The organism is Clostridium paraputrificum, assembly GCF_900447045.1.
In the GTDB taxonomy this organism is placed as follows: domain Bacteria; phylum Bacillota; class Clostridia; order Clostridiales; family Clostridiaceae; genus Clostridium; species Clostridium paraputrificum.
The window spans coordinates 884930-904484 of the sequence record NZ_UAWH01000014.1 but is presented as its reverse complement, the minus strand read 5'-3'; the positions used below and the strand labels follow the sequence as shown (position 1 = coordinate 904484).

The 19555-nt window shown below is 29.5% G+C and carries 15 protein-coding genes, 1 pseudogene and 1 riboswitch; of the genes and pseudogenes, 3 read left to right on the top strand and 13 right to left on the bottom strand.

What is annotated here, in order from left to right:
* Positions 1–3: 3 nt before the first annotated feature.
* The 5 genes from DR024_RS09240 to DR024_RS09220 all read right to left on the bottom strand — a co-directional run bounded on the left by DR024_RS09240 (position 4) and on the right by DR024_RS09220 (position 5983).
* The gene (locus DR024_RS09240) at positions 4–1206 is read right to left on the bottom strand and encodes a molybdopterin molybdotransferase MoeA (RefSeq protein ID WP_034867048.1); all 1203 of its coding nucleotides are present in this window, start codon (positions 1204–1206) and stop codon (positions 4–6) included.
* 98 nt (positions 1207–1304) lie between these two features.
* Positions 1305–1446, bottom strand: a riboswitch (molybdenum cofactor riboswitch).
* Between the two features lie 187 nt (positions 1447–1633).
* Positions 1634–2125 (bottom strand): LURP-one-related/scramblase family protein, encoded by a 492-nt coding sequence (locus DR024_RS09235; protein WP_027099693.1) that lies wholly within the window; start codon positions 2123–2125, stop codon positions 1634–1636.
* Between the two features lie 289 nt (positions 2126–2414).
* On the bottom strand, positions 2415–4298 hold the full coding sequence (locus DR024_RS09230; RefSeq protein ID WP_027099692.1) for a PTS fructose transporter subunit IIABC: 1884 nt from the start codon (positions 4296–4298) through the stop codon (positions 2415–2417).
* Between the two features lie 18 nt (positions 4299–4316).
* Complete coding sequence (pfkB, locus tag DR024_RS09225) at positions 4317–5219, bottom strand: 1-phosphofructokinase (RefSeq protein ID WP_027099691.1); 903 nt, start codon at positions 5217–5219, stop codon at positions 4317–4319.
* 2 nt (positions 5220–5221) lie between these two features.
* On the bottom strand, positions 5222–5983 hold the full coding sequence (locus tag DR024_RS09220; RefSeq protein ID WP_242829744.1) for a DeoR/GlpR family DNA-binding transcription regulator: 762 nt from the start codon (positions 5981–5983) through the stop codon (positions 5222–5224).
* Between the two features lie 235 nt (positions 5984–6218).
* Here DR024_RS09220 and pflB point away from each other — a divergent pair, with 235 nt between their 5' ends.
* Together pflB and DR024_RS09210 are read left to right on the top strand one after the other, a co-directional pair.
* Positions 6219–8453 carry a formate C-acetyltransferase gene (gene pflB / locus DR024_RS09215; RefSeq protein ID WP_034867045.1) on the top strand — a complete coding sequence of 745 codons (2235 nt, stop codon included), beginning with the start codon at positions 6219–6221 and terminating at the stop codon, positions 8451–8453.
* A 474-nt stretch (positions 8454–8927) separates the two neighbouring features.
* Positions 8928–9134, top strand: a complete 207-nt coding sequence (locus DR024_RS09210) for an alpha/beta-type small acid-soluble spore protein (protein ID WP_027099688.1) — start codon at positions 8928–8930, stop codon at positions 9132–9134.
* 97 nt (positions 9135–9231) lie between these two features.
* On the opposite strand, the gene DR024_RS09205 is transcribed toward DR024_RS09210, so the two are convergent.
* The 6 genes and pseudogenes from DR024_RS09205 to DR024_RS09180 form a co-directional block, all read right to left on the bottom strand.
* The gene (locus DR024_RS09205; protein WP_111918590.1) at positions 9232–9534 is read right to left on the bottom strand and encodes a spore coat protein; all 303 of its coding nucleotides are present in this window, start codon (positions 9532–9534) and stop codon (positions 9232–9234) included.
* A gap of 4 nt (positions 9535–9538) precedes the next feature.
* Positions 9539–9754 (bottom strand): hypothetical protein, encoded by a 216-nt coding sequence (locus DR024_RS09200; RefSeq protein ID WP_027099686.1) that lies wholly within the window; start codon positions 9752–9754, stop codon positions 9539–9541.
* A 38-nt stretch (positions 9755–9792) separates the two neighbouring features.
* A pseudogene (locus DR024_RS09195) lies at positions 9793–10464 on the bottom strand (manganese catalase family protein).
* A 183-nt stretch (positions 10465–10647) separates the two neighbouring features.
* Positions 10648–10806: a DUF1540 domain-containing protein gene (locus tag DR024_RS09190; protein WP_065254241.1), complete on the bottom strand. Its 159-nt coding sequence runs from the start codon at positions 10804–10806 to the stop codon at positions 10648–10650.
* Positions 10807–10867: 61 nt separating this feature from the next.
* A complete protein-coding gene (locus tag DR024_RS09185; protein ID WP_111918588.1) occupies positions 10868–12250 on the bottom strand; it encodes a CehA/McbA family metallohydrolase in 1383 nt (460 codons plus the stop codon).
* Between the two features lie 115 nt (positions 12251–12365).
* Complete coding sequence (locus tag DR024_RS09180) at positions 12366–13466, bottom strand: hypothetical protein (protein WP_111918586.1); 1101 nt, start codon at positions 13464–13466, stop codon at positions 12366–12368.
* A gap of 169 nt (positions 13467–13635) precedes the next feature.
* Between DR024_RS09180 and DR024_RS09175 the strand changes: the two genes are divergently transcribed.
* Positions 13636–14784, top strand: coding sequence for an SEC-C metal-binding domain-containing protein (locus tag DR024_RS09175; protein WP_027099682.1), 1149 nt, complete (start codon positions 13636–13638; stop codon positions 14782–14784).
* A gap of 216 nt (positions 14785–15000) precedes the next feature.
* On the opposite strand, the gene DR024_RS09170 is transcribed toward DR024_RS09175, so the two are convergent.
* Both DR024_RS09170 and DR024_RS09165 read right to left on the bottom strand, forming a co-directional pair.
* Positions 15001–16539 (bottom strand): AbgT family transporter, encoded by a 1539-nt coding sequence (locus DR024_RS09170; protein WP_027099681.1) that lies wholly within the window; start codon positions 16537–16539, stop codon positions 15001–15003.
* A gap of 299 nt (positions 16540–16838) precedes the next feature.
* The gene (locus DR024_RS09165) at positions 16839–19502 is read right to left on the bottom strand and encodes an EAL domain-containing protein (RefSeq protein WP_055253626.1); all 2664 of its coding nucleotides are present in this window, start codon (positions 19500–19502) and stop codon (positions 16839–16841) included.
* Positions 19503–19555: the final 53 nt, after the last annotated feature.

Below are 19555 nucleotides of genomic sequence, written 5' to 3'. Positions count from 1 at the left end.
TTATTATTTAATAACCCAAACCTTTTCTCCAATTTCTAAAGTTTTGTTTTCTTCAACTTCTAATAAAGCATTACTTTTAATCATTGTGTTTATTTGTCCTGGACTTTGATAAATGTTATTTATATAAACCTTGTTTTCAAGGTCTTCACTAACTCTTACTCTTAAAAATCTTCTCTTAGGAGACTTTTTCTTAAACTCATCTTGAAGAATACCTTCTACTTTCCTTATATCAATATCCTTGCAGTTTAACATCTTTGCAATTACTCTTCTAGCTGTTAGCTCAAAGGTAGTTGCTGCTGCTACTGGAGTACCAGAAAGACCTATATATATAACTCCATTCTTTACTGCACTAAACATAGGAGAACCTGGCTTCATAGAAATCTTCCAGAATAATCTTCTATATCCTATGGACTCTACTGCCCTTAAAACCAAATCTTTTTCTCCAACAGAAACTCCTCCAGTAGAAATAATTATTTGGCATTCCTTTTCTGCCTTTTCTACTACACTTACTATTCCTTCAATAGAATCCTTGGCAATATCAAAAATCCTCGGTTCTGCTCCAAGTTCTAACAATCTTGTATAAAGAAAGGCTTTATTGCTATTAAATATCTTTCCTTCTTTAAGTTCTTCACCTGGTTCTTGTAGTTCATCACCTGTTGTAATTATTCCAACTATAGGCTTCTTATAAACTTTAACCTTACTGATACCCAAAGAGGCAATGGCAGTTATTATTGATGAAGCTAAGAACTTATCTTTATTTATTATCTTAATTCCTCTTTTGAAATCTTCACCTTGATAAATAAAATTGTCATAAGCTTTATGTGATACAAAAATTCTCACTTCATTTTCGTTTAAAGCCTCTGTATCTTCTTGCTTTACTATACAGTCTGCTCCCTTTGGAATTTTAGCTCCTGTCATTATCCTAATAGCTTCACCATCTCCAACCTTCTTACAAGATACCTCTCCTGCAAACACTTTATCTATTACCTTTAAAATTCTTGGATTTTCCTTTGATACTCCCTCTAAACTTTTAGCTATAACAGCATATCCATCAAGAGGCGATTTATTAAAAGGAGGACTATCTATAGGTGATAAAATATCCTCTGCTAAAACCCTTCCAAGACTATTAAAAATATTTACTTCTTCTATATCATTTACCTTTGTTTCTTTTAACAAAAGCCCTTGAGCCTCTTCTAAGGTAATCATACTCTCACTCCTAATTTTTTAATTTCCTAGTATCTAAAAAAAGCTTATTACTTAATGCATTTTGGGGCATAAGTAATAAGCTTTAAATATTTCTATTTAAAATCAAAAACTTATTTCCTTCCCAAAAACGTGGAGATAATACCCTTTCGAATATTACCCTGCGAATTAACAATGTAATTCAGGCATAATCCCTTAGAATTTCTTCCTTAGGAGTGTTATGCTCTGGAAATCTTATATTCTTTATATTCTTATTAATACTCTCTATATAAATATTCCACTTAATAAAATGATTTAGTCACTTTATTAATGTTATTATTTTAACACTATTAGATATTATTTGACAATAGATTAGATGTTTTTATAATATTTTTTAATTATATAAATTTTGTATTTAAAAAAGGATGATTATTAATAATCACCCTTTCTTCTAGTTATCTGAATGAAACCTTACCATATCTACCATAATTAATAACCCAACTAAAAATACAGTATAATCTTCATCTATTACCTTTAAAGTATATCTATCTCTTCCAAATGTCCACTCTTTATTTATTTCACCAATTTTAAATCCATCTTTTTCAACTGTATAATTTCTACCTAAAATTGCAGAATCACAACTCATTACAAATCTACCAAGACTCCCTGATATATTATATCTAGGCACCATAAATTCCTTTTCTATTGTTGCTATTTCCATACCATTTGAATCATATACCTTATATTTATGTGCGCCAATTCTTAGCTGTTGCCTAAAATACATTAATTTACTTGTTTTATCTGGTGTATAGATATTTATATTCTTCCCTATATCAAATTTATCAGCCTCTACTAAAAATGCTTCGTTTCTATTTTCATCATAAACATCGAATTTAGCTCCAAAAGCTAATAGTCTTTCCTTAATAAAGTAGTTTTTTGACATAATAATCTCCCCTTATATAATATTTTTTATCTTTATATGCAGTATATTATACTATATAACAAAAAGCAATATAACTCTTAACTTTTAAGTTTATTTTAAGAATAGATATTTATTCCCTTCGTACTTAAGGTAAGGAAATTATAAAATTACTATCCTTTATTTTATATTTTTTAATATGAAAATGTAATAATACCTTTGATTTATAGCTAATTGAAATTTTATAATTTACTAGACAGTAAAAAAGAAATAGTTATTGCAAAATAAAATTTACAATAACTATTTCTAATGATTATCTATCTAATGGTTTTTTTAATACTCCTAATAGAACCATTCCTACCAAAGCCCCAATTATAAGGGATACAACAAACATAAATGGATTTGTCATAACTGGTACTACAAATAAACCACCATGCGGTGCTAATGTTTGACATCCAAAGAACATTGATAGTCCTCCAGCTACAGCTGACCCTATTACACATGAAGGTATTACTCTTAATGGATCCGCTGCTGCAAAAGGTATTGCACCTTCTGTAATAAAGGAAATTCCCATTATATAATTTGTTATACCTGATTGCCTTTCTCTTGATGTAAATTTATTCTTAAAGAAAGTTGTAGCTAAAGCTATTGCTAATGGTGGAACCATACCACCTATCATAACAGCAGCCATAATGTCGTTATTGCCAGTTGCTAAGGAAGCTGTTCCAAATACATATGCTGCCTTATTAAATGGCCCCCCCATATCTATAGCCATCATACCACCTAAAACTAATCCTAAAAGAACCTTACTTGTAGATCCCATGCTATTTAATAAATTAGTTATACCACCATTAAGAGCAGCCACTGGTGGGTTTACAATAAATATTAGTATAGCTCCAATAAGCAATATTCCAAAGAAAGGATATAATAAAACTGGTTTTAATCCCTCTAAGCTATCTGGTAACTTATCAAATATTTTCTTTAATCCCACAACTAAATAACCAGCTATAAATCCTGCAAGTAATGCACCTAAGAAACCAGAGCCACCATCTTTAGCTATAACTCCCCCAACAAAACCTACTGCTAATGCTGGTCTATCACCAATAGACATTGCAATATATCCAGCAAGTATAGGTAACATAAACCCAAATGCTAAATTTCCTACTGAGTTAAAGAAAGCTGCGAATTCTGTACTTGTTCCAAATTGTGGAGTTCCTGCTGCTCTTGAGTCAACTAAAAATGATAATGCTATAAGAATACCTCCACCTATTACAAATGGTAACATATGAGAAACACCATTCATTAAGTGCTTATAAACTTTATGTCCTATTCCTTCTTTCTCTATATCAGACGCTCCACCTTCAGACTTTTCACCTGAGGCATGATATATAGGCGCCTTCCCACTAACTGCTTCATTTATAAGTTCCTCTGCCTTGTGAATTCCATTTGCCACTTTAGTCTGAATTACTCTTTTCCCATTAAATCTATCCATATAAACATTTTTATCAGCAGCAATTATTATACAATCTGCATTTTTTATCTCTTCATCTGTTAAAACATTTTTAGCTCCACCAGAACCATTTGTTTCAACCTTTATAGAAATCCCCATATCTTTAGCTTTATTTTCTAAGCTTTCTGCTGCCATATAAGTATGTGCTATTCCAGTAGGACATGCTGTTACTGCTAAGACTCTATATCCATTTTTATCTTCCTTTTTATCTTCTACTGGTTCATCAAACTTTTCTGTTTCCTTTTGATCTATAAGCTTTAAAAACTCTTCCTTGCTTTCAGCATTTATAAGTTTTTTCCTAAATTCTTCATCCATTAAAATAGTAGATAGTCTTGCTAACACCTCTAAATGAAGATTATTTTCACCATCTGGAGCTGCAATCATAAAGAAAAGATGAGCTGGTTCACCATCTAAAGAATCATAATCTACTCCATCCCTAACTACCATAGAACTTAATCCCGCATTTTTAACTGCTGTTGTTTTAGCATGAGGAATAGCTATTCCATCCCCTATTCCTGTTGTACTTAATTCTTCTCTTGATAAAACGGCCTTTTTATACTCTTCTTTGTCATTTAACTTCCCTGAATTATTCATTAATTCAACAAGCTTATCAATAGCCTCTTGTTTGTTTGATACTTTTACATCTAACTCTATTGAATTACTACTTAACAAATCAGTAATACGCATTTTTACTCCTCCTAAAAACTAAATTTTATTTAATAATTTTAGTACTTCATCTTTTGTTGCTAATCCTTCTGAAAAGGCTGTAGCACTGCCAGTGGCTACTCCCATTTTAAAGGCTTCATTAAAATTATAATTCTTTAAATATCCTGCAATAAATCCAGCTACCATTGAATCTCCTGCACCAACAGAATTTTTAACTTTTCCCTTTGGCACCCCACTCTTTATAATTTCTCCACTTTCTGATATGAAAATTGCTCCATCTCCAGCCATGGATATAAGTACATTTCTTGCTCCTTTATTCTGTAGCTTTTTAGCATATTCAATTATTTCTTCATCAGTTTTTAACTCTACATTAAATATTTCTCCAAGCTCATGATTATTAGGCTTAATTAAAAATGGTTTATACTTTAGTACATTTACTAATAAGTCTTTTGTTGCATCTACTATAATTTTAATTTCTTTCTTTTGTAGTCTTTCCATAATTTTTTCATATATGTCTTCTGGAAGAGACTTAGGTATACTTCCTGCTAAGACTAATATGTCATCATTATTTAAGTTATCTAGAATGTTATATAAAGAATTTAGTGCATCTTCATTAATATGTGGCCCTCCACCATTAATCTCACTTTCTTCCTTAGACTTAATCTTTACATTTATTCTAGACAATCCATCATTTAACTTAATAAAGTCTGATTTACAGCCAAATTCTGTTACTCTTCTTTCAATTTCATCCCCAGTAAAGCCAGCTATAAAACCTAAAGCAGAACTATCATACCCTAAGTTCTTTAATACTATAGATACATTTATGCCTTTTCCACCTGGATACACATCTTCTTCTTCTGTCCTATTAACTCTCCCCAACTTTAAATCATTAACTTTAACTACATAATCCAGTGAGGGATTAAAAGTCACTGTGTATATCATTTTTATACCTCCAATATTTCTGTATAATCTTTAAATTTATTCTCTCCTATTTCCTTAGTTATTATTTTTGCTCTATTTATTTCTGCAAATGTTATTGGAAATATCTTATTAAACTTACTATTATCAACTAATACGTAAGATACTTTACTTCTATTTATAGCCTCTTCCTTAACAAGCCCCTCTTTAACATCTGGTGTAGTAAATCCTGATTCTATACTTACTCCATTAGATCCAAAGAAGGCTTTGGTAAAATTATACTTTTTTAAACTTTTTATAGCTTCTACCCCTATAATTGCCTCTGTTGATAACTTAAGTTCTCCCCCTAATATATAAACTGTACATCCCTTTTCAATAAGTTTTTTAGCATGCACAATACCATTAGTAACATAAGTTGCTTCCTTTTCTTCAATGCATTCAGCTAAAATTTCAGTAGTAGTTCCCGCATCAATATATACAAAGTCTCCTTTTTCTATTAAGGAAGCAGAAAATTTTGCAATACTTGTCTTATCTTCTCTATTTAAATCATGCTTGGTTTTGACGTCTTTTTCTTCCGTTGTTAAATTTTTATCAATACCTACTGCTCCACCATGAACCTTATTTAACTTACCCAAATTTGATAAGGCATTTAAATCCCTTCTTATTGTTGATTCAGAGGTATTTAACAAGTTTACCAGTTCACTGACTGTAACTGCTTTTTTCTCATTTAAAACCCCTAAAATTTTTTGAAATCTTTCTTCTGTTAACATTTTCAACACTTCCTTCATCTAAATATTACCCCTCAAATAATTCAAAGTCAATCACTTTCATTCAAAACCATCCATGAATATTTATGAAATACTTTTAATATTCTTACCTAATCTCACTCTTTCAAATATTTAGAATATTTAAACTCTAGAATTTTCTATTGTCTTTATATATACTTCTATGATATATTCAACTTGTTAAATAATTTACAATCTAATTATCTAACGTTTACAAAAAGACAATGAGGTGGACTAAATGATTAAAGAACAATGGACAAGCTTCAACGAAGGTCGTTGGACAAAACATATCGATGTTAGAAACTTCATCCAAACTAACTACACTGAATATACAGGTGATGCTAGTTTCCTTGAAGGTGCTACAGAAGAAACAACTAAATTATGGGATGTAGTTTGCGAATTAAGCAAACAAGAAAGAGAAAATGGCGGAATGTTAGATATCGATACAAAGACTATATCTAAAATCAACGCTTACAAACCTGGATATATAAATGAAGCTTTAGAAAAAATAGTTGGTGTACAAACTGATGCACCACTTAAGAGAGCTGTTATGCCAGAAGGTGGTATAAGAATGGCTGAAAATGCAGCTAAAGCTTATGGATATGAAATAGACCCTTTAATAACTGAAATATTTACAAAGTATAGAAAAACTCATAACCAAGGTGTTTTCGATGCTTATACTACAGATATGAGATTAGCTAGAAAAGCTGGTATAGTTACAGGACTTCCAGATGCTTATGGTAGAGGAAGAATCATAGGTGACTATAGAAGAGTTGCTTTATACGGTGTTGATAGACTTATAGAAGATAAAAACGAACAAAAATTAAGCCTTGAAGTAGGAACTATTGATGAAGATATAATTAGATTAAGAGAAGAAATATCTGATCAAATAGTTGCACTTAAAGAATTAAAAGAAATGGCTGCTTCATATGGATATGATATATCTAGACCAGCTGCTAATGCTCAAGAAGCTATCCAATGGTTATACTTTGGTTACCTTGCAGCTATAAAACAACAAAATGGTGCTGCAATGTCACTTGGTAGAACTTCTACTTTCTTAGATATATACATAGAAAGAGATTTAAGAAATGGTGTTATAACAGAAAAAGAAGCTCAAGAATTAATGGATCACTTCGTAATGAAGTTAAGATTAGTTAAATTCTTAAGAACTCCTGAATATAACGATTTATTCTCAGGAGATCCAACTTGGGTAACTGAATCAATTGCTGGTATGGGATTAGACGGAAGATCTTTAGTTACTAAGAACTCATTTAGAATACTTAATACACTTTACACTTTAGGACCTTCACCAGAACCAAACTTAACAGTTCTATGGTCAACAAGACTTCCTAAAGCATTTAAGGACTTCTGTTCAAAGGTTTCTATTGATACAAGCTCTGTTCAATACGAAAACGATGATTTAATGACTACTTACTGGGGAGATGACTATGCTATAGCTTGTTGCGTATCTGCAATGAAAGTTGGTAAGCAAATGCAATTCTTCGGTGCTAGAGTTAACTTAGCTAAGACTCTTCTTTATGCTATAAACGGTGGTAAAGATGAAAAGCTAGGAATGCAAGTTGGACCTAAATTAGCTCCAATAACTTCTGAATACTTAGAATATGATGAAGTAATGGATAGATTTGAACAAATGACAGATTGGTTAGCTAACCTTTATGTTAACACATTAAATGTTATCCACTATATGCACGATAAATACTCTTATGAAAGCTTACAAATGGCTTTACATGATAGAGATGTATTTAGAACAATGGCTTGTGGTATAGCAGGACTTTCAGTATGTGCTGACTCACTTTCTGCTATTAAATACGCTAAGGTTAAGCCTATAAGAGATGAAAATGGAATTGCTGTAGACTTTGAAGTTGAAGGCGACTTCCCTAAATACGGAAACGATGATGATAGAGTTGATGATATAGCTGTATACCTTGTTGAAAACATGATGAACAAAATCAGACAAAACAAGACTTACAGAAATGCATACCACACTCAATCTATCTTAACTATAACTTCAAATGTTGTCTATGGTAAGAAGACAGGAACTACTCCATGTGGTAGAAAGAAGGGAGAACCATTTGCTCCAGGTGCTAACCCAATGCACGGAAGAGATAATTCAGGATCATTAGCATCTTTAAACTCAGTTGCTAAGCTTCCATATGAACATTCTCAAGATGGTATCTCTAACACATTCTCAATCGTGCCAGATGCTTTAGGAAAGACTCCTGAAGATAGAATAAACAACTTAAGTTGCATGATGGATGGATATTTTGGACAAGATGCTCACCATCTAAATGTTAATGTATTTAATAGAGAAACATTACTTGATGCTATGGAACATCCAGAATTATATCCTCAATTAACTATTAGAGTTTCAGGATATGCAGTTAACTTCATCAAGTTAACAAGAGAACAACAACTTGATGTAATAAACAGAACATTCCACGAAAAAATGTAGTTTTATTATAAGAAAGTAAAAGCTAGTAAGTAGATTTATTTCTACCTGCTAGCTTTTTATTTAGTCCACAATATCTTTGAGTTATATCTAATTAAAATTTTATACTTTCTTATACATTAAACAAAAAAATACAGCAAGTACATTTATATCAACCTGCTGTATTTTTACTTAATTAGCAATTTAAGACACATTTTTATTATACTATCTAACTATTATTTCTGTCTAGCATATAGTTCAATGATTTAATTTTTTTATAAAAACTCCCTCCATATTAATTCTTAATATAAATAAATTAATTATTAAAATCAATACTTTAATTAATCTACAATTTTTCTATATAATAATTAAATTAGGAATTATAGATTTATATTTACATAATAGATATTTATTTCCAGTTTACTTTTTTCATATTTGGTTAATATAAGATTGTACAATATTTGTGCAAGTATATTAAATTATAAGGAGGATGCAGATATGTCTTCAAACAATAGTGGTAACAGAAACTTAGTTCCAGAAGCAAAGAAAGGACTAAATTCATTAAGAAATGAAATAGCTTCAAGCTTTGGACTACAAGATTATGAAAATACCGATAAAGGAAACCTTACTTCTAAACAAAATGGAAGTGTTGGTGGAGAAATGGTTAAAAGAATGGTAGAACAATATGAAAATGGACTTAAATAATTAATGTCCTAAAAATAATTAGTAGAGAATTTTATGCTCTACTAATTATTTTTTTATACCAAAACACAGTGTTTTATTTATCTTATTACTTATGATACTACTTATTGTTACCAATAACTTTTTTTGATTCATCATAAGAACAAGTTAATTGTTCAACAGGTGCACTATATGGTTTAATCCAGTTCTTACTGATACTTAGTTCTGTAAGTGCTGTATGACCTTCAACGATTTGTCCCATTGATGCTGAATATATAGCTCTTAGCTCAGGTGTACTACTTGTTAATGTAGAATTAAGATACATGTCTGCTGCTTCTTTAGCTGCTGAAAGCATACTTGCCACTATAATAGAATCCTTTAGATCAACATTATTTTTTATTAAATTTCCTATCATATTCTTCATATCATTATTCCCCTTTAATATCTAATATATTATTTTCATTAATAAATTGTTGTATACCTTTAATTCTTCCTTCTGCTGCTAAAATACTGGTTTCTGATTGTCTTCTTAAATCTTCATCTGAAATTAAAGAATTTATTGCTCTTTGCATAATTAATCCATCAGTTTCCATTTTTAAAGCTGCTGCTAAAGATATTTTTTCAATTTCTGAAAGTTTTCTCATTTTTATACCTACCTTTATATATTTTATTTTGAACTAAATTATTGTCTTGGATTTTCAAAAGATGGTGGTGTTGGATTTGGTGCACTATGTTCTGGCCCTGGATTTGATAAATTGAAATATAATTTAGAATCCTCTGTTACTCCAAAATCTTTATTAGAACCTGTTTTTTGAACTTTATTAAGTGCTTCTCTAAATAAAGCATTATGCGCTTCTTCTCTATTAAGAAGAAAATCTATAGTTGCTCTTACTTCCTTATCATCTATCTGACGATATAAATATTCATAAACCACCTTAGCTCTTTACTCTGAGGCTATATTAGATAATAAATCAGCAACCAAATCGCCAGTAACGGTTACATAATCTGCTGTCCATGGTGCTCCAGATGAATTAATTAGTACTGGAGATAATCCACATTGTACATGTGTTTGAATTTCACCATTGGTAACTTCGCTATTATTCACATCATGTCCATTCAGTAAATTTATAGTTTGCGCGACCATTTCCATATGACTTAATTCTTCAGCTCCAATATCTAGAAATAAATCTTTAATTTCAGGGTTCTTTATTCTAAAACTTTGAGAAATATATTGCATTGCCGCCTTAAGTTCTCCATTGCCTCCTCCTAGTTGCTCTTGCATTAACACTGCATATTGTGGATTAGGTCTTTCTACTTTCACTTCATGTAATAATTGTTTTTTATGTTCAAACATTATTATCACCTCTATTTTTTATTTTTCTAGCTTATTGTTTCCTACCAAATTAGATTTATTCAATAAATTCATATTCTCCGAATATTTTACATATAAATTAATTAAATATAGTAAAAGAATTATTCTTATAATCTAATAATAATTAAAAAGACTAGAGAAGTATTTTCTCTAGTCTTTTAATTATTATCTTAATTCAAATGATTCACAATCTGTACATTGTGGAACTTTAGGGTGTTGTTCATGTGTTCCTACCTTTATTTCATCAAGTGTACAATAATTTTCATCTACTGCATTATACTTGCATTCTTGTACTGAACATTTTATAGAACTATTTTTATTCATTTCTCATTCCTCCATATAACTAATTTCGTATTTATGTTAACCTATTCTCATAAATATATTCTTATTTTTCAATGATAAAAATAGGATTTGAAAATGCAAATGGAGCTGTATTCCTAACTCCAACTTCAGTTAATAAAGACTGTCCTTCTTCTTCTTTTCCTTCTACTTCCATTCTGATAAAATCTCCTGGTACTACCCTTACTCTTTCTACCATTTCAAAAGTATTATCATTAATATTTTTTTCAGAAATCACTTCACCATTTCTTATTAATCTAACTTTAGAAATACCATTATAATATTCACCTTTTAAATTAACCTTTATAACTTCTCCCATGGAACTTACTTTGTAGTCATCCCCCATCATAGCATTATTTACCTTAATCTCTAATGAAGGTCCATTAGTTCCATACATATGTCCCTTCTTTTGGGCTTCAATTATACCTTCTTCAGTGAAACTTTCTGAATATGTTTTTAAGTATACCTTCCCTATATCAACTGGGTAATGAGCATCTGTTTCTGCAACTCCATAAAGATGCTTTCCTTCTGTATTTAATTTATCCCATTGAATAAATGCATCATTATTATATTTATTTTTTGGCCCCCTACAGCCATTCCACACTTCAATTCCATTCACCCCATTATAATCAGGAAACTTCCAACTTAACCTGCTATCAAAAGGATGAGCAGCATAAATTAAAGTATTATAATTTCCAAGCTCTTTAATTAAATTATCTTTAGATAAAGAGCTATAATTTTTATTATCCTTCACATTCATTAAAACTGCATGACCTGAAGATGTAGTATATTCATTTCCTTTTATAATTATTTCTCCATTACCTTTAGCACTTTTTGATTCCTCATATCCATTGCTATTATTATGATCAGTCATTGTCATATAATTTAATCCAGCGCTTCTCATAGCCCATATATTTTCTGCTACACTCCCATTACCATCAGAATAGTTAGAATGAGTATGATTATCCCCCATGAACCATCCCTTACCACCAACTGTAATTCCACCTAGTTTTATATTCTTCAAGCCTTTATTAGATTCCTTAACTTGTACTATAAACCTTGTACCTCCACTTTTACATTTTACCTTCCATTGAACATTCCCCTCTTCATTTGGCTCCAAAGTATCTATTGAAAAATTACTTTTTCCTAAAGGTTTACTTTCACCATCACAAATTAACTTACCCTCTATTTTTTCTTTTTTATTATTTGTTATGTTTTTTATCTTTAAATTAACAATTACTTCATCGCCAGAATTTAACAGATCTCCAGCTTTATCTACACTTCCTTCATACACCATATCTTCTTCTGTAGATGCTGTAACTACTCCTATATCCTTTGAAAAGTAAATATAAGCTCCAACTCCTATAAGCATTAGTATTAGAGGGAGAATTGCAATAAATAGTTTATAATGTTTTTTTCTTCTACCCATTTTACCCTTCCTTTCTCTAATACTATTTTCTTTATTTATTTATAAATTATTCTAATTTCTTTATAGTTTTATAAAGAATAAAAAAAGAAACCGCAAAGCGATTTCTTTTTTACCCTTATATCCTCAATTTATCTTCTTCAAGTTCTATAAATTTATTTATAAAACTGATAAATTCATTTAAAATCTTATCATTTATATCTATTACTGTAACTCTCTTACTTAGGGAATCATATCGACCTAATGAAATATACACCTTGTCCTCAATATAATAAAGCAAATATCCTATTTCCAAATCTTCATGAAATATAATTTCTTTACTATTAATCTTTGAGGATTCAAAAAGAAAACTACTTTCCTTTGATAATACCTTATGAAATCCCTTACTTTCATTATTATATATGTATCTATTATTGTTTAAATCTAAATATAAGTCCTTTTTATATTTCTTCATACAAGGTATAAAAAGAAAGTTTTTACTCTGAATAAAGGCTATAATATAATCTCTTAATTTATATGCTTCTTTGTCCTCTTCAAACCTAAATCCAGTTTTATTACATAATTTCATTATTTCCCCAAAATAACCATTCCACTGAAAATTGTAACTTTCCCACTCCATTAATTCTTCCATTAAGCTTTTAAAATCTATGCTGCTATATTTAATATTTGCAAAGGAGTTCTTAATGATTTCACTTTTAAATACATCTTTTTTTCTATTTTCATTTCCATCTAATGAAGATGCATTTCCTAGCGCTTGTACAAATTCTGCAAGCCTATCTCCAAAGCTTGTTGTTATTATTATTTTTAAGGTAATCCTATCAAACTTAACAAGCTCATTTTTCTCTTTACATTTATTAACATACTTTTTTACACAGTCTATACTTTTAAAGGTATATCCATTTTTTATATAACTTCTATACAAAAAATTTTTATTTATGCACTCTTCCTGTAATTTCATATCATATGTGTTACTTTCCTTGTCCTTAATACCAATTATCAAGTCAAACTCATTTTCAAAGTACTCATCTAAAGCATACTCCACTGCCTTAATATAAGTTGAATCTTCTTCTAATACAGATTTACCCATATCACCATAAATTTCATTGGTAATATCTTCTTTACACAAGCTTCTTTCATATAATTTACTTACTATTATCATCTTATTTTTAGGAAAAATATAACACTTTCCATATTCCACAATATATCCACTAGTTTCCACAATATCCCCCCATTAAAAGACCTTATAATCAATTATATAACCACTTCATACTACTAACAACAAGTAAATTATGTAATGGTATTTACTTGACTTTTTGTCAAAAAAAATGGATACTATATAAGGTTAATGGATAATTATAAATGTTAATATATAGCAAAGGAGAATTTTAATGCATACTAAAAAGTACTACTACGATGAGCAACTAAGAAAATACTATTTTGAAAAATACTATCAAACTTTTACTAAATGTAAGAATAGTTTAAAGGAATCTAATACTTCAGAACTTTTATCTCTTCAAACTAAACCTACACTTACAGAAATAGCTAAGAGGTTAGATATTAAAGGGTATTCAAAATTAGGTAAAGATGGGTTAGTTAATCTAGTATCTGCTTATATTACTGATAATATAGATAATATACTTTGCGAACTATCTTATAAGGAACTTAATCTGTTAAAAGAATTAGCTAAAGAAGACTTAGTTGAATATTCTTTTTCAATAGATAACTTAAACTTAATTGGAGGATTATCTTCTCTTGGAGTACTATTTAAATTATCTATAAAGGATAATTACTACCTTGTAGTACCAAGTGATATAAAAGAAGGAATAAATTCTTTAATATCTTCTAAAAAATATATTTCCAACCTTAAAGAACGTTCAGAAGGAATCAATCTTATAGATGGATTAATGACTCACTATGGTCTTTTATTAGGTGGAGAATTATATTCCATAATAACTAATAAGGAAAGTACGGTTTTTAAAGAGGAAAACTTAGATTTTTACTTAAATTATATTTTTAGAAGCTATGAAGCATTTACAGAAGGTAACGCATTAATTCACCCATTTCTTTTCTCACCTGAAGATGTATACGAGGAATTAAGAGTAAGACAAACTATTCAATATAACTTCAGCAATGAAGATTTCTTTATTTCTTTAGGTAGAAATTTCAAAGATACTTGGGGTGAAGAAGTACTAGAACTTAAAAATATTCTTTCTAAGACTAATTTAAAAAAATCCGATATAGATTCATTACTTAGTCAGTTAATATTCTATATAAAAAATGACATGGACACTCAAATAATAGTTGAATTACTAACTTCTTATAAATTAGATTTAAGTAATAAGTCCTTAGCTGATTCAATAGTTAACTCTTTCTCTAAGATCTTTAACAATACACCTATATGGTCTTTAAAGGGCTTAACACCAGCAGAATCAATAGCTAGACAAAAGACTACTATAATAAAGGATAAAGAGCCTGGAAGAAATGAGCCTTGCCCTTGTGGAAGTGGAAAGAAATATAAGAAGTGTTGTGGTAGATAACACGTACTAATTATAATCTCCTAAATAAAAAAAGCTGTAAATTTTCTACACTTTTTATTATTTAGGAGATTTATATATTATTAAATCCTGGATAACTCCAACAATTTAGCAATATAAAAAATAAAATTATATGCACCTAATCCTTTTTTCATATGAGTTTTCAAAAGCAGAGTGCGCTAAAAAAGACTTAGCTCAAGAAAGAGCTAAGTCTTTTTATTAAATTCCTAGTGGAATTCCAAATGTAAAGAATACTATTAATAAGATTGTCCAGGAAATCAAGAATGCTACTGAATATGGGAACATTAACTTAATCATATCTCCTAAAGTATATTCAGGCTTATACTTCTTCATGAATACAAGGATAATACCTGCATATGACATAAGTGGTGATATCACATTAGTTGATGAGTCTGCAATTCTATATGCAGCTGCAACCATATCTGGAGTTAGAGCTCCATTAACTTGGTATAACATTGGTATAAATATTGGTCCAAGTAACATCCATTTTGAAGTTAATCCACCAACGAATAAGTTGATTATAGCAGTAACTATAATGAATCCTATTAATAATAAGATTGGTGAATCAGATAATCCTAATGATTGTAATCCTGTTGCACCTAAGTAAGTTATATATGTACCTAAGTTTGAGTAGCTTAATAATGCTAAGAAGTTGTAACAGAAGAATGTTAATACCAATATAGATCCCATCCCACTCATTTGCTTTGACATAGCTTGAACTACATCCATAGCATTATTGAATTTCTTTAATTTCATTCCATATAGTAAGCCTGGAACAAAGAATACAAATGTAATTATAAGAATTATGTTATCCATAAATGGCTTAACTGTTGCACCCTTATCATCTACATACGTAGCAAGTGGTCCAAAGTAAAGTACTGCTGCAAGAGCTAAGGCAATTAACAATCCTAATCCTGCCCATTTTAAAGCTTTATTTTCTTCTTCTTTAACTGTAAAGTCAGCCATATTCATATCTTCAGGAACAATGTATGTTTCTTTTTCTAATCTTGGCTTAATGAATTTAGCTGTAACAAAATAACCAACAACTGATAATAATACTGTTGAAGCAACTATAAATATGTAGTGCATTGTTGCAGGAGTAATAGCTTGTCCCGCTGCTGTAACAAAAGGTATACCTTGACTTTCAGCAAACACCTTTGCGTTGTTACCAACAATAACATCTATAGGTGTACCTGGTATTAAGTTAGCACTAAATCCAGCTGATACCCCAGCAAAAGCTGCTGCCATACCTATAAGTGGATTCTTCTTTAATCCAACATATAACATACCTGCTAATGGTATTAAGATTATATATCCTGCATCAGTAGCTATACTACTCATAATTCCTAAGAATACTAAAACTACTGGTAAAAACTTATCTGAAACTTTTAATCCTACTTTTTTAATTAAAACTGATAGTAGACCAGATTCTTCTGCTAGTCCAACTCCAAGCATAACGATTAATATTGTTCCAAGAACTCCTCCACCGTATGCTAACCAGTTATTTAATAATGCATTTCCAAAAATCCATCTAAAGTTTTCAGCCGCAAACATGTTCTTAATTTCATAAGATATTGTTCCCCCATCAGCGGCTAATGTTTCAAACTCCATTCCACCCATGAATATACTCGCTATCATAACGATTGCATATAATATCATAAATATAATTACCGGATCCGGTATTTTTTTACCTACTTTTTCTATAAAAGACATTTTTATTTTATCTTTTTTACTCATTGGTAGTCCCCCTTTTTCGTCATTTTTTATTTTTTCGATTTAACATGTTAAATTAATTATAAGCATTTTTATAATAATTATCAACAAATATTAAAATTTTTATCATTTTGTTAGATATATAAGTTATTTTCACTCATTTTGTTACTTTTTATAATTTTATTCAACATTTAATTTATAAACTGTAAATTAGTTCCGTATGTATCCGTAGATAGTTATTCTGATTGTTCCGTCGCAAGCTCCAAGTCACAGCTTTCCTAAAGAATAAAAAAAGAAGCTACTTTTAATAGCTCCTTTAAATACTAACTATGTTGTTCTAATAATTTTTTAAATTCTTCTCTTTCTATTGGTTTACTTATAAAGTACCCTTGAATTTTGTCACAGTTTAAAGTCTTTAGTAAGTCTAATTGATCCTGCATCTCTACACCTTCTGCTATTACATCTAACTCAAGGGTATGTGCAAGCTTTATTAATGTTTCAATTATAGCTACTGTTTTTCTATCATTTTCAATCTTTGATAATAGACTTCTATCTATCTTTATGGTATCAATAGGAAGAATTTTTATATAACTAAAGGATGAATATCCAACTCCAAAATCATCTAAAGCTATCATCACTCCTAAAGCTTTAATTTCCTTCAATAACTCTACAACTTGTTTTGCATCTTCTAAAACTTCATCTTCTGTAATTTCAAGCTTTAAGCCATTTGGATCTAGCCCAACTTCATCTAATACATCCTTTAATTTATCAATAAATTTATGTTGTTTTAAAAATCTATAAGAAGCATTTACTGACACTTGAAAATCCTTAAAGCCTTCTTTTCTTTTTTCTTTACAGAAAATACAAGCTTCCTTTAATACATAATTGTCTATTTCGTAAATATCTCCTGTTCTTTTAGCAATATGAATAAATTTGTCAGGATATATTACCTTTCCATCCCTTACCCATCTTACTAAAGCTTCTGCTCCAATTATCATTTTTTTATTTACGCTATAAATAGGTTGGAAGTTAACTACAAATTCTTTATTATCTATAGCCTTTTTTAATAACCCTTCTATTAATATATCTTCTAACATCTCTTCATTAAATACTTCTATAATATTTCCACCTGAATTTTTGCTCTTATACATAGCAATATCTGCATATCTAATCAACGTTTCTATATCTGTTGTATGATTAGGGAAAGAACTTGCCCCAATGCTTGCTTTTAACTCATAATTGAAATTTTTATACTCGAAAGTCTTATTAAGTTTTCTTAAAATCTTATTCCCTAAGTTTTCTGCATCTGCTTTAGATAGTTCTCCCTTTTTAACTAACAGAAATTCATCTCCCCCTAGTCTTCCCACTTCAATATCTTCTTCTAAGTTTTGCAAGGTAAATGCAGCTTGGCATAACACTTCATCTCCACTATTATGTCCTAACGAATCATTTAAAGACTTAAAGTTATCTAAATCTATAAAGAATATGCTAAACACTTTCCCATCTTCCTTAAGCTGTGCCATGTAATTGTATAAACTATATCTATTCTGAAGACCAGTTAATACATCATAGTTTCCTAAATATCTCATTTCATCTTCATTTCTTCTATTTTCAGTTATATCTGTAAGTAACATAGCAAAATGATGGTTCTCAATTGGATATACAGCTATTGATGCCCAATTGTTATTTCCTAGTGCAATACAATTTTTGCTTAATGTCTCTCCATCTCTTTTACCTGATGATAATATGTCCCTTATAAATTCTTCATCATTAATTTTATCAAAGAAAATTTCTTTAAAGGTCATTCTATATAGATTCTTTTTAGGAATATTTAAAATTTTTGACATAGATGCATTCACATCAAGGAGATTTGCATCAACAACATTTCCTTCTTCATCCATAATCTCTCCAAAATAGGCATATCCATTATCTAAGCCCTCTAAAAGCTTAATACTTTTTTCTTCATTCTCCATAAACAAATTATTTGACGTCTCTAAAGCATCAAACATTTCATTTATATCACTAGTTAGTTTACTAATTTCATCACTACTATTATCTAAATCAAGTCTCTCTTTCAAATCTTTATTTTCTTTTATCCTGTTTATTCCTTCGCTTATTCTCTCCACTCTTTTTATAACTATGTTCTTCATTAAAACTATTAAAATAATGTTAATAATAAGATTAATAGATATGAACATAACAGATAAAATAATAATATTATTTTTTTGACTCTCTTTTACTACCAATGGCTCTGAAACTTTAATATAATAATTCTCTCCATCTACACACTCTATTTTATAGTAAGCACTTACATCACTTTCATTTGTTACTAATTTAATGTTTTCTCCACTATCTAGTTTAGAGTCCTCCACCTCACCAGTAGTAGCTATATCTTTTAATAATGAAACATTTTTATTCATATCTTTAGAAACATTTTCTATAAATCCATCATCAAAACTATCTATAATCACCACATAATCAGATGAGTTGTACTTTTTATTGTGTGAAAAAATATATAACCCTTCTTTTCCTGTTATATATCCCTTTTTAATATCCTTTTTTTCTTTTATTATTGTTTTTATTTTATTTAGTAAACTCGAGTACTCATTTTTACTTCTATCACTTACATCCTTAGATTCAAATTTCTCTTTTTCATTAAGATTTGAATCTAACACAACTTTAAAATCAATATTGTCATTTTTAAATTTATTTATAATCCCTAATTCCTCTAAAGCATTAGTTTCATTTAATTTCTCATTATATGTATCAGCTAGCGATAACAAGCTTGTATAATCATTTCCTTTTCCTATTACCTTTGATACTTCTCCATTCACTCTATTTATACATCCGGATGCTATTCCACTTATTCTAGTCACTTCACCGCTATATAAATACTTTGATACAAAGCCCATAGATATCATATATAAAGTTACTGTAACTAAAGATATAGTCATAAATAATATGACAATTTTTTTTGATAACTTCATATCCTACTCTCCCCTATACGTTTTATTATTAATTTTTAACATTTGTGCCTTAT

Bases quoted from the DNA above. Each gene is read 5' to 3' on its own strand.
- DR024_RS09230 (WP_027099692.1), bottom strand. From the start codon at position 4,298: ATGCGTATTACTGATTTGTTAAGTAGTAATTCAATAGAGTTAGATGTA.
- DR024_RS09235 (WP_027099693.1), bottom strand. From the start codon at position 2,125: ATGTCAAAAAACTACTTTATTAAGGAAAGACTATTAGCTTTTGGAGCT.
- DR024_RS09210 (WP_027099688.1), top strand. From the start codon at position 8,928: ATGTCTTCAAACAATAGTGGTAACAGAAACTTAGTTCCAGAAGCAAAG.
- DR024_RS09165 (WP_055253626.1), bottom strand. From the start codon at position 19,502: ATGAAGTTATCAAAAAAAATTGTCATATTATTTATGACTATATCTTTA.
- DR024_RS09175 (WP_027099682.1), top strand. From the start codon at position 13,636: ATGCATACTAAAAAGTACTACTACGATGAGCAACTAAGAAAATACTAT.
- DR024_RS09190 (WP_065254241.1), bottom strand. From the start codon at position 10,806: ATGAATAAAAATAGTTCTATAAAATGTTCAGTACAAGAATGCAAGTAT.
- DR024_RS09170 (WP_027099681.1), bottom strand. From the start codon at position 16,539: ATGAGTAAAAAAGATAAAATAAAAATGTCTTTTATAGAAAAAGTAGGT.
- DR024_RS09240 (WP_034867048.1), bottom strand. From the start codon at position 1,206: ATGATTACCTTAGAAGAGGCTCAAGGGCTTTTGTTAAAAGAAACAAAG.
- pflB (WP_034867045.1), top strand. From the start codon at position 6,219: ATGATTAAAGAACAATGGACAAGCTTCAACGAAGGTCGTTGGACAAAA.
- DR024_RS09200 (WP_027099686.1), bottom strand. From the start codon at position 9,754: ATGAGAAAACTTTCAGAAATTGAAAAAATATCTTTAGCAGCAGCTTTA.
- DR024_RS09185 (WP_111918588.1), bottom strand. From the start codon at position 12,250: ATGGGTAGAAGAAAAAAACATTATAAACTATTTATTGCAATTCTCCCT.
- pfkB (WP_027099691.1), bottom strand. From the start codon at position 5,219: ATGATATACACAGTGACTTTTAATCCCTCACTGGATTATGTAGTTAAA.
- DR024_RS09220 (WP_242829744.1), bottom strand. From the start codon at position 5,983: ATGAAGGAAGTGTTGAAAATGTTAACAGAAGAAAGATTTCAAAAAATT.
- DR024_RS09205 (WP_111918590.1), bottom strand. From the start codon at position 9,534: ATGAAGAATATGATAGGAAATTTAATAAAAAATAATGTTGATCTAAAG.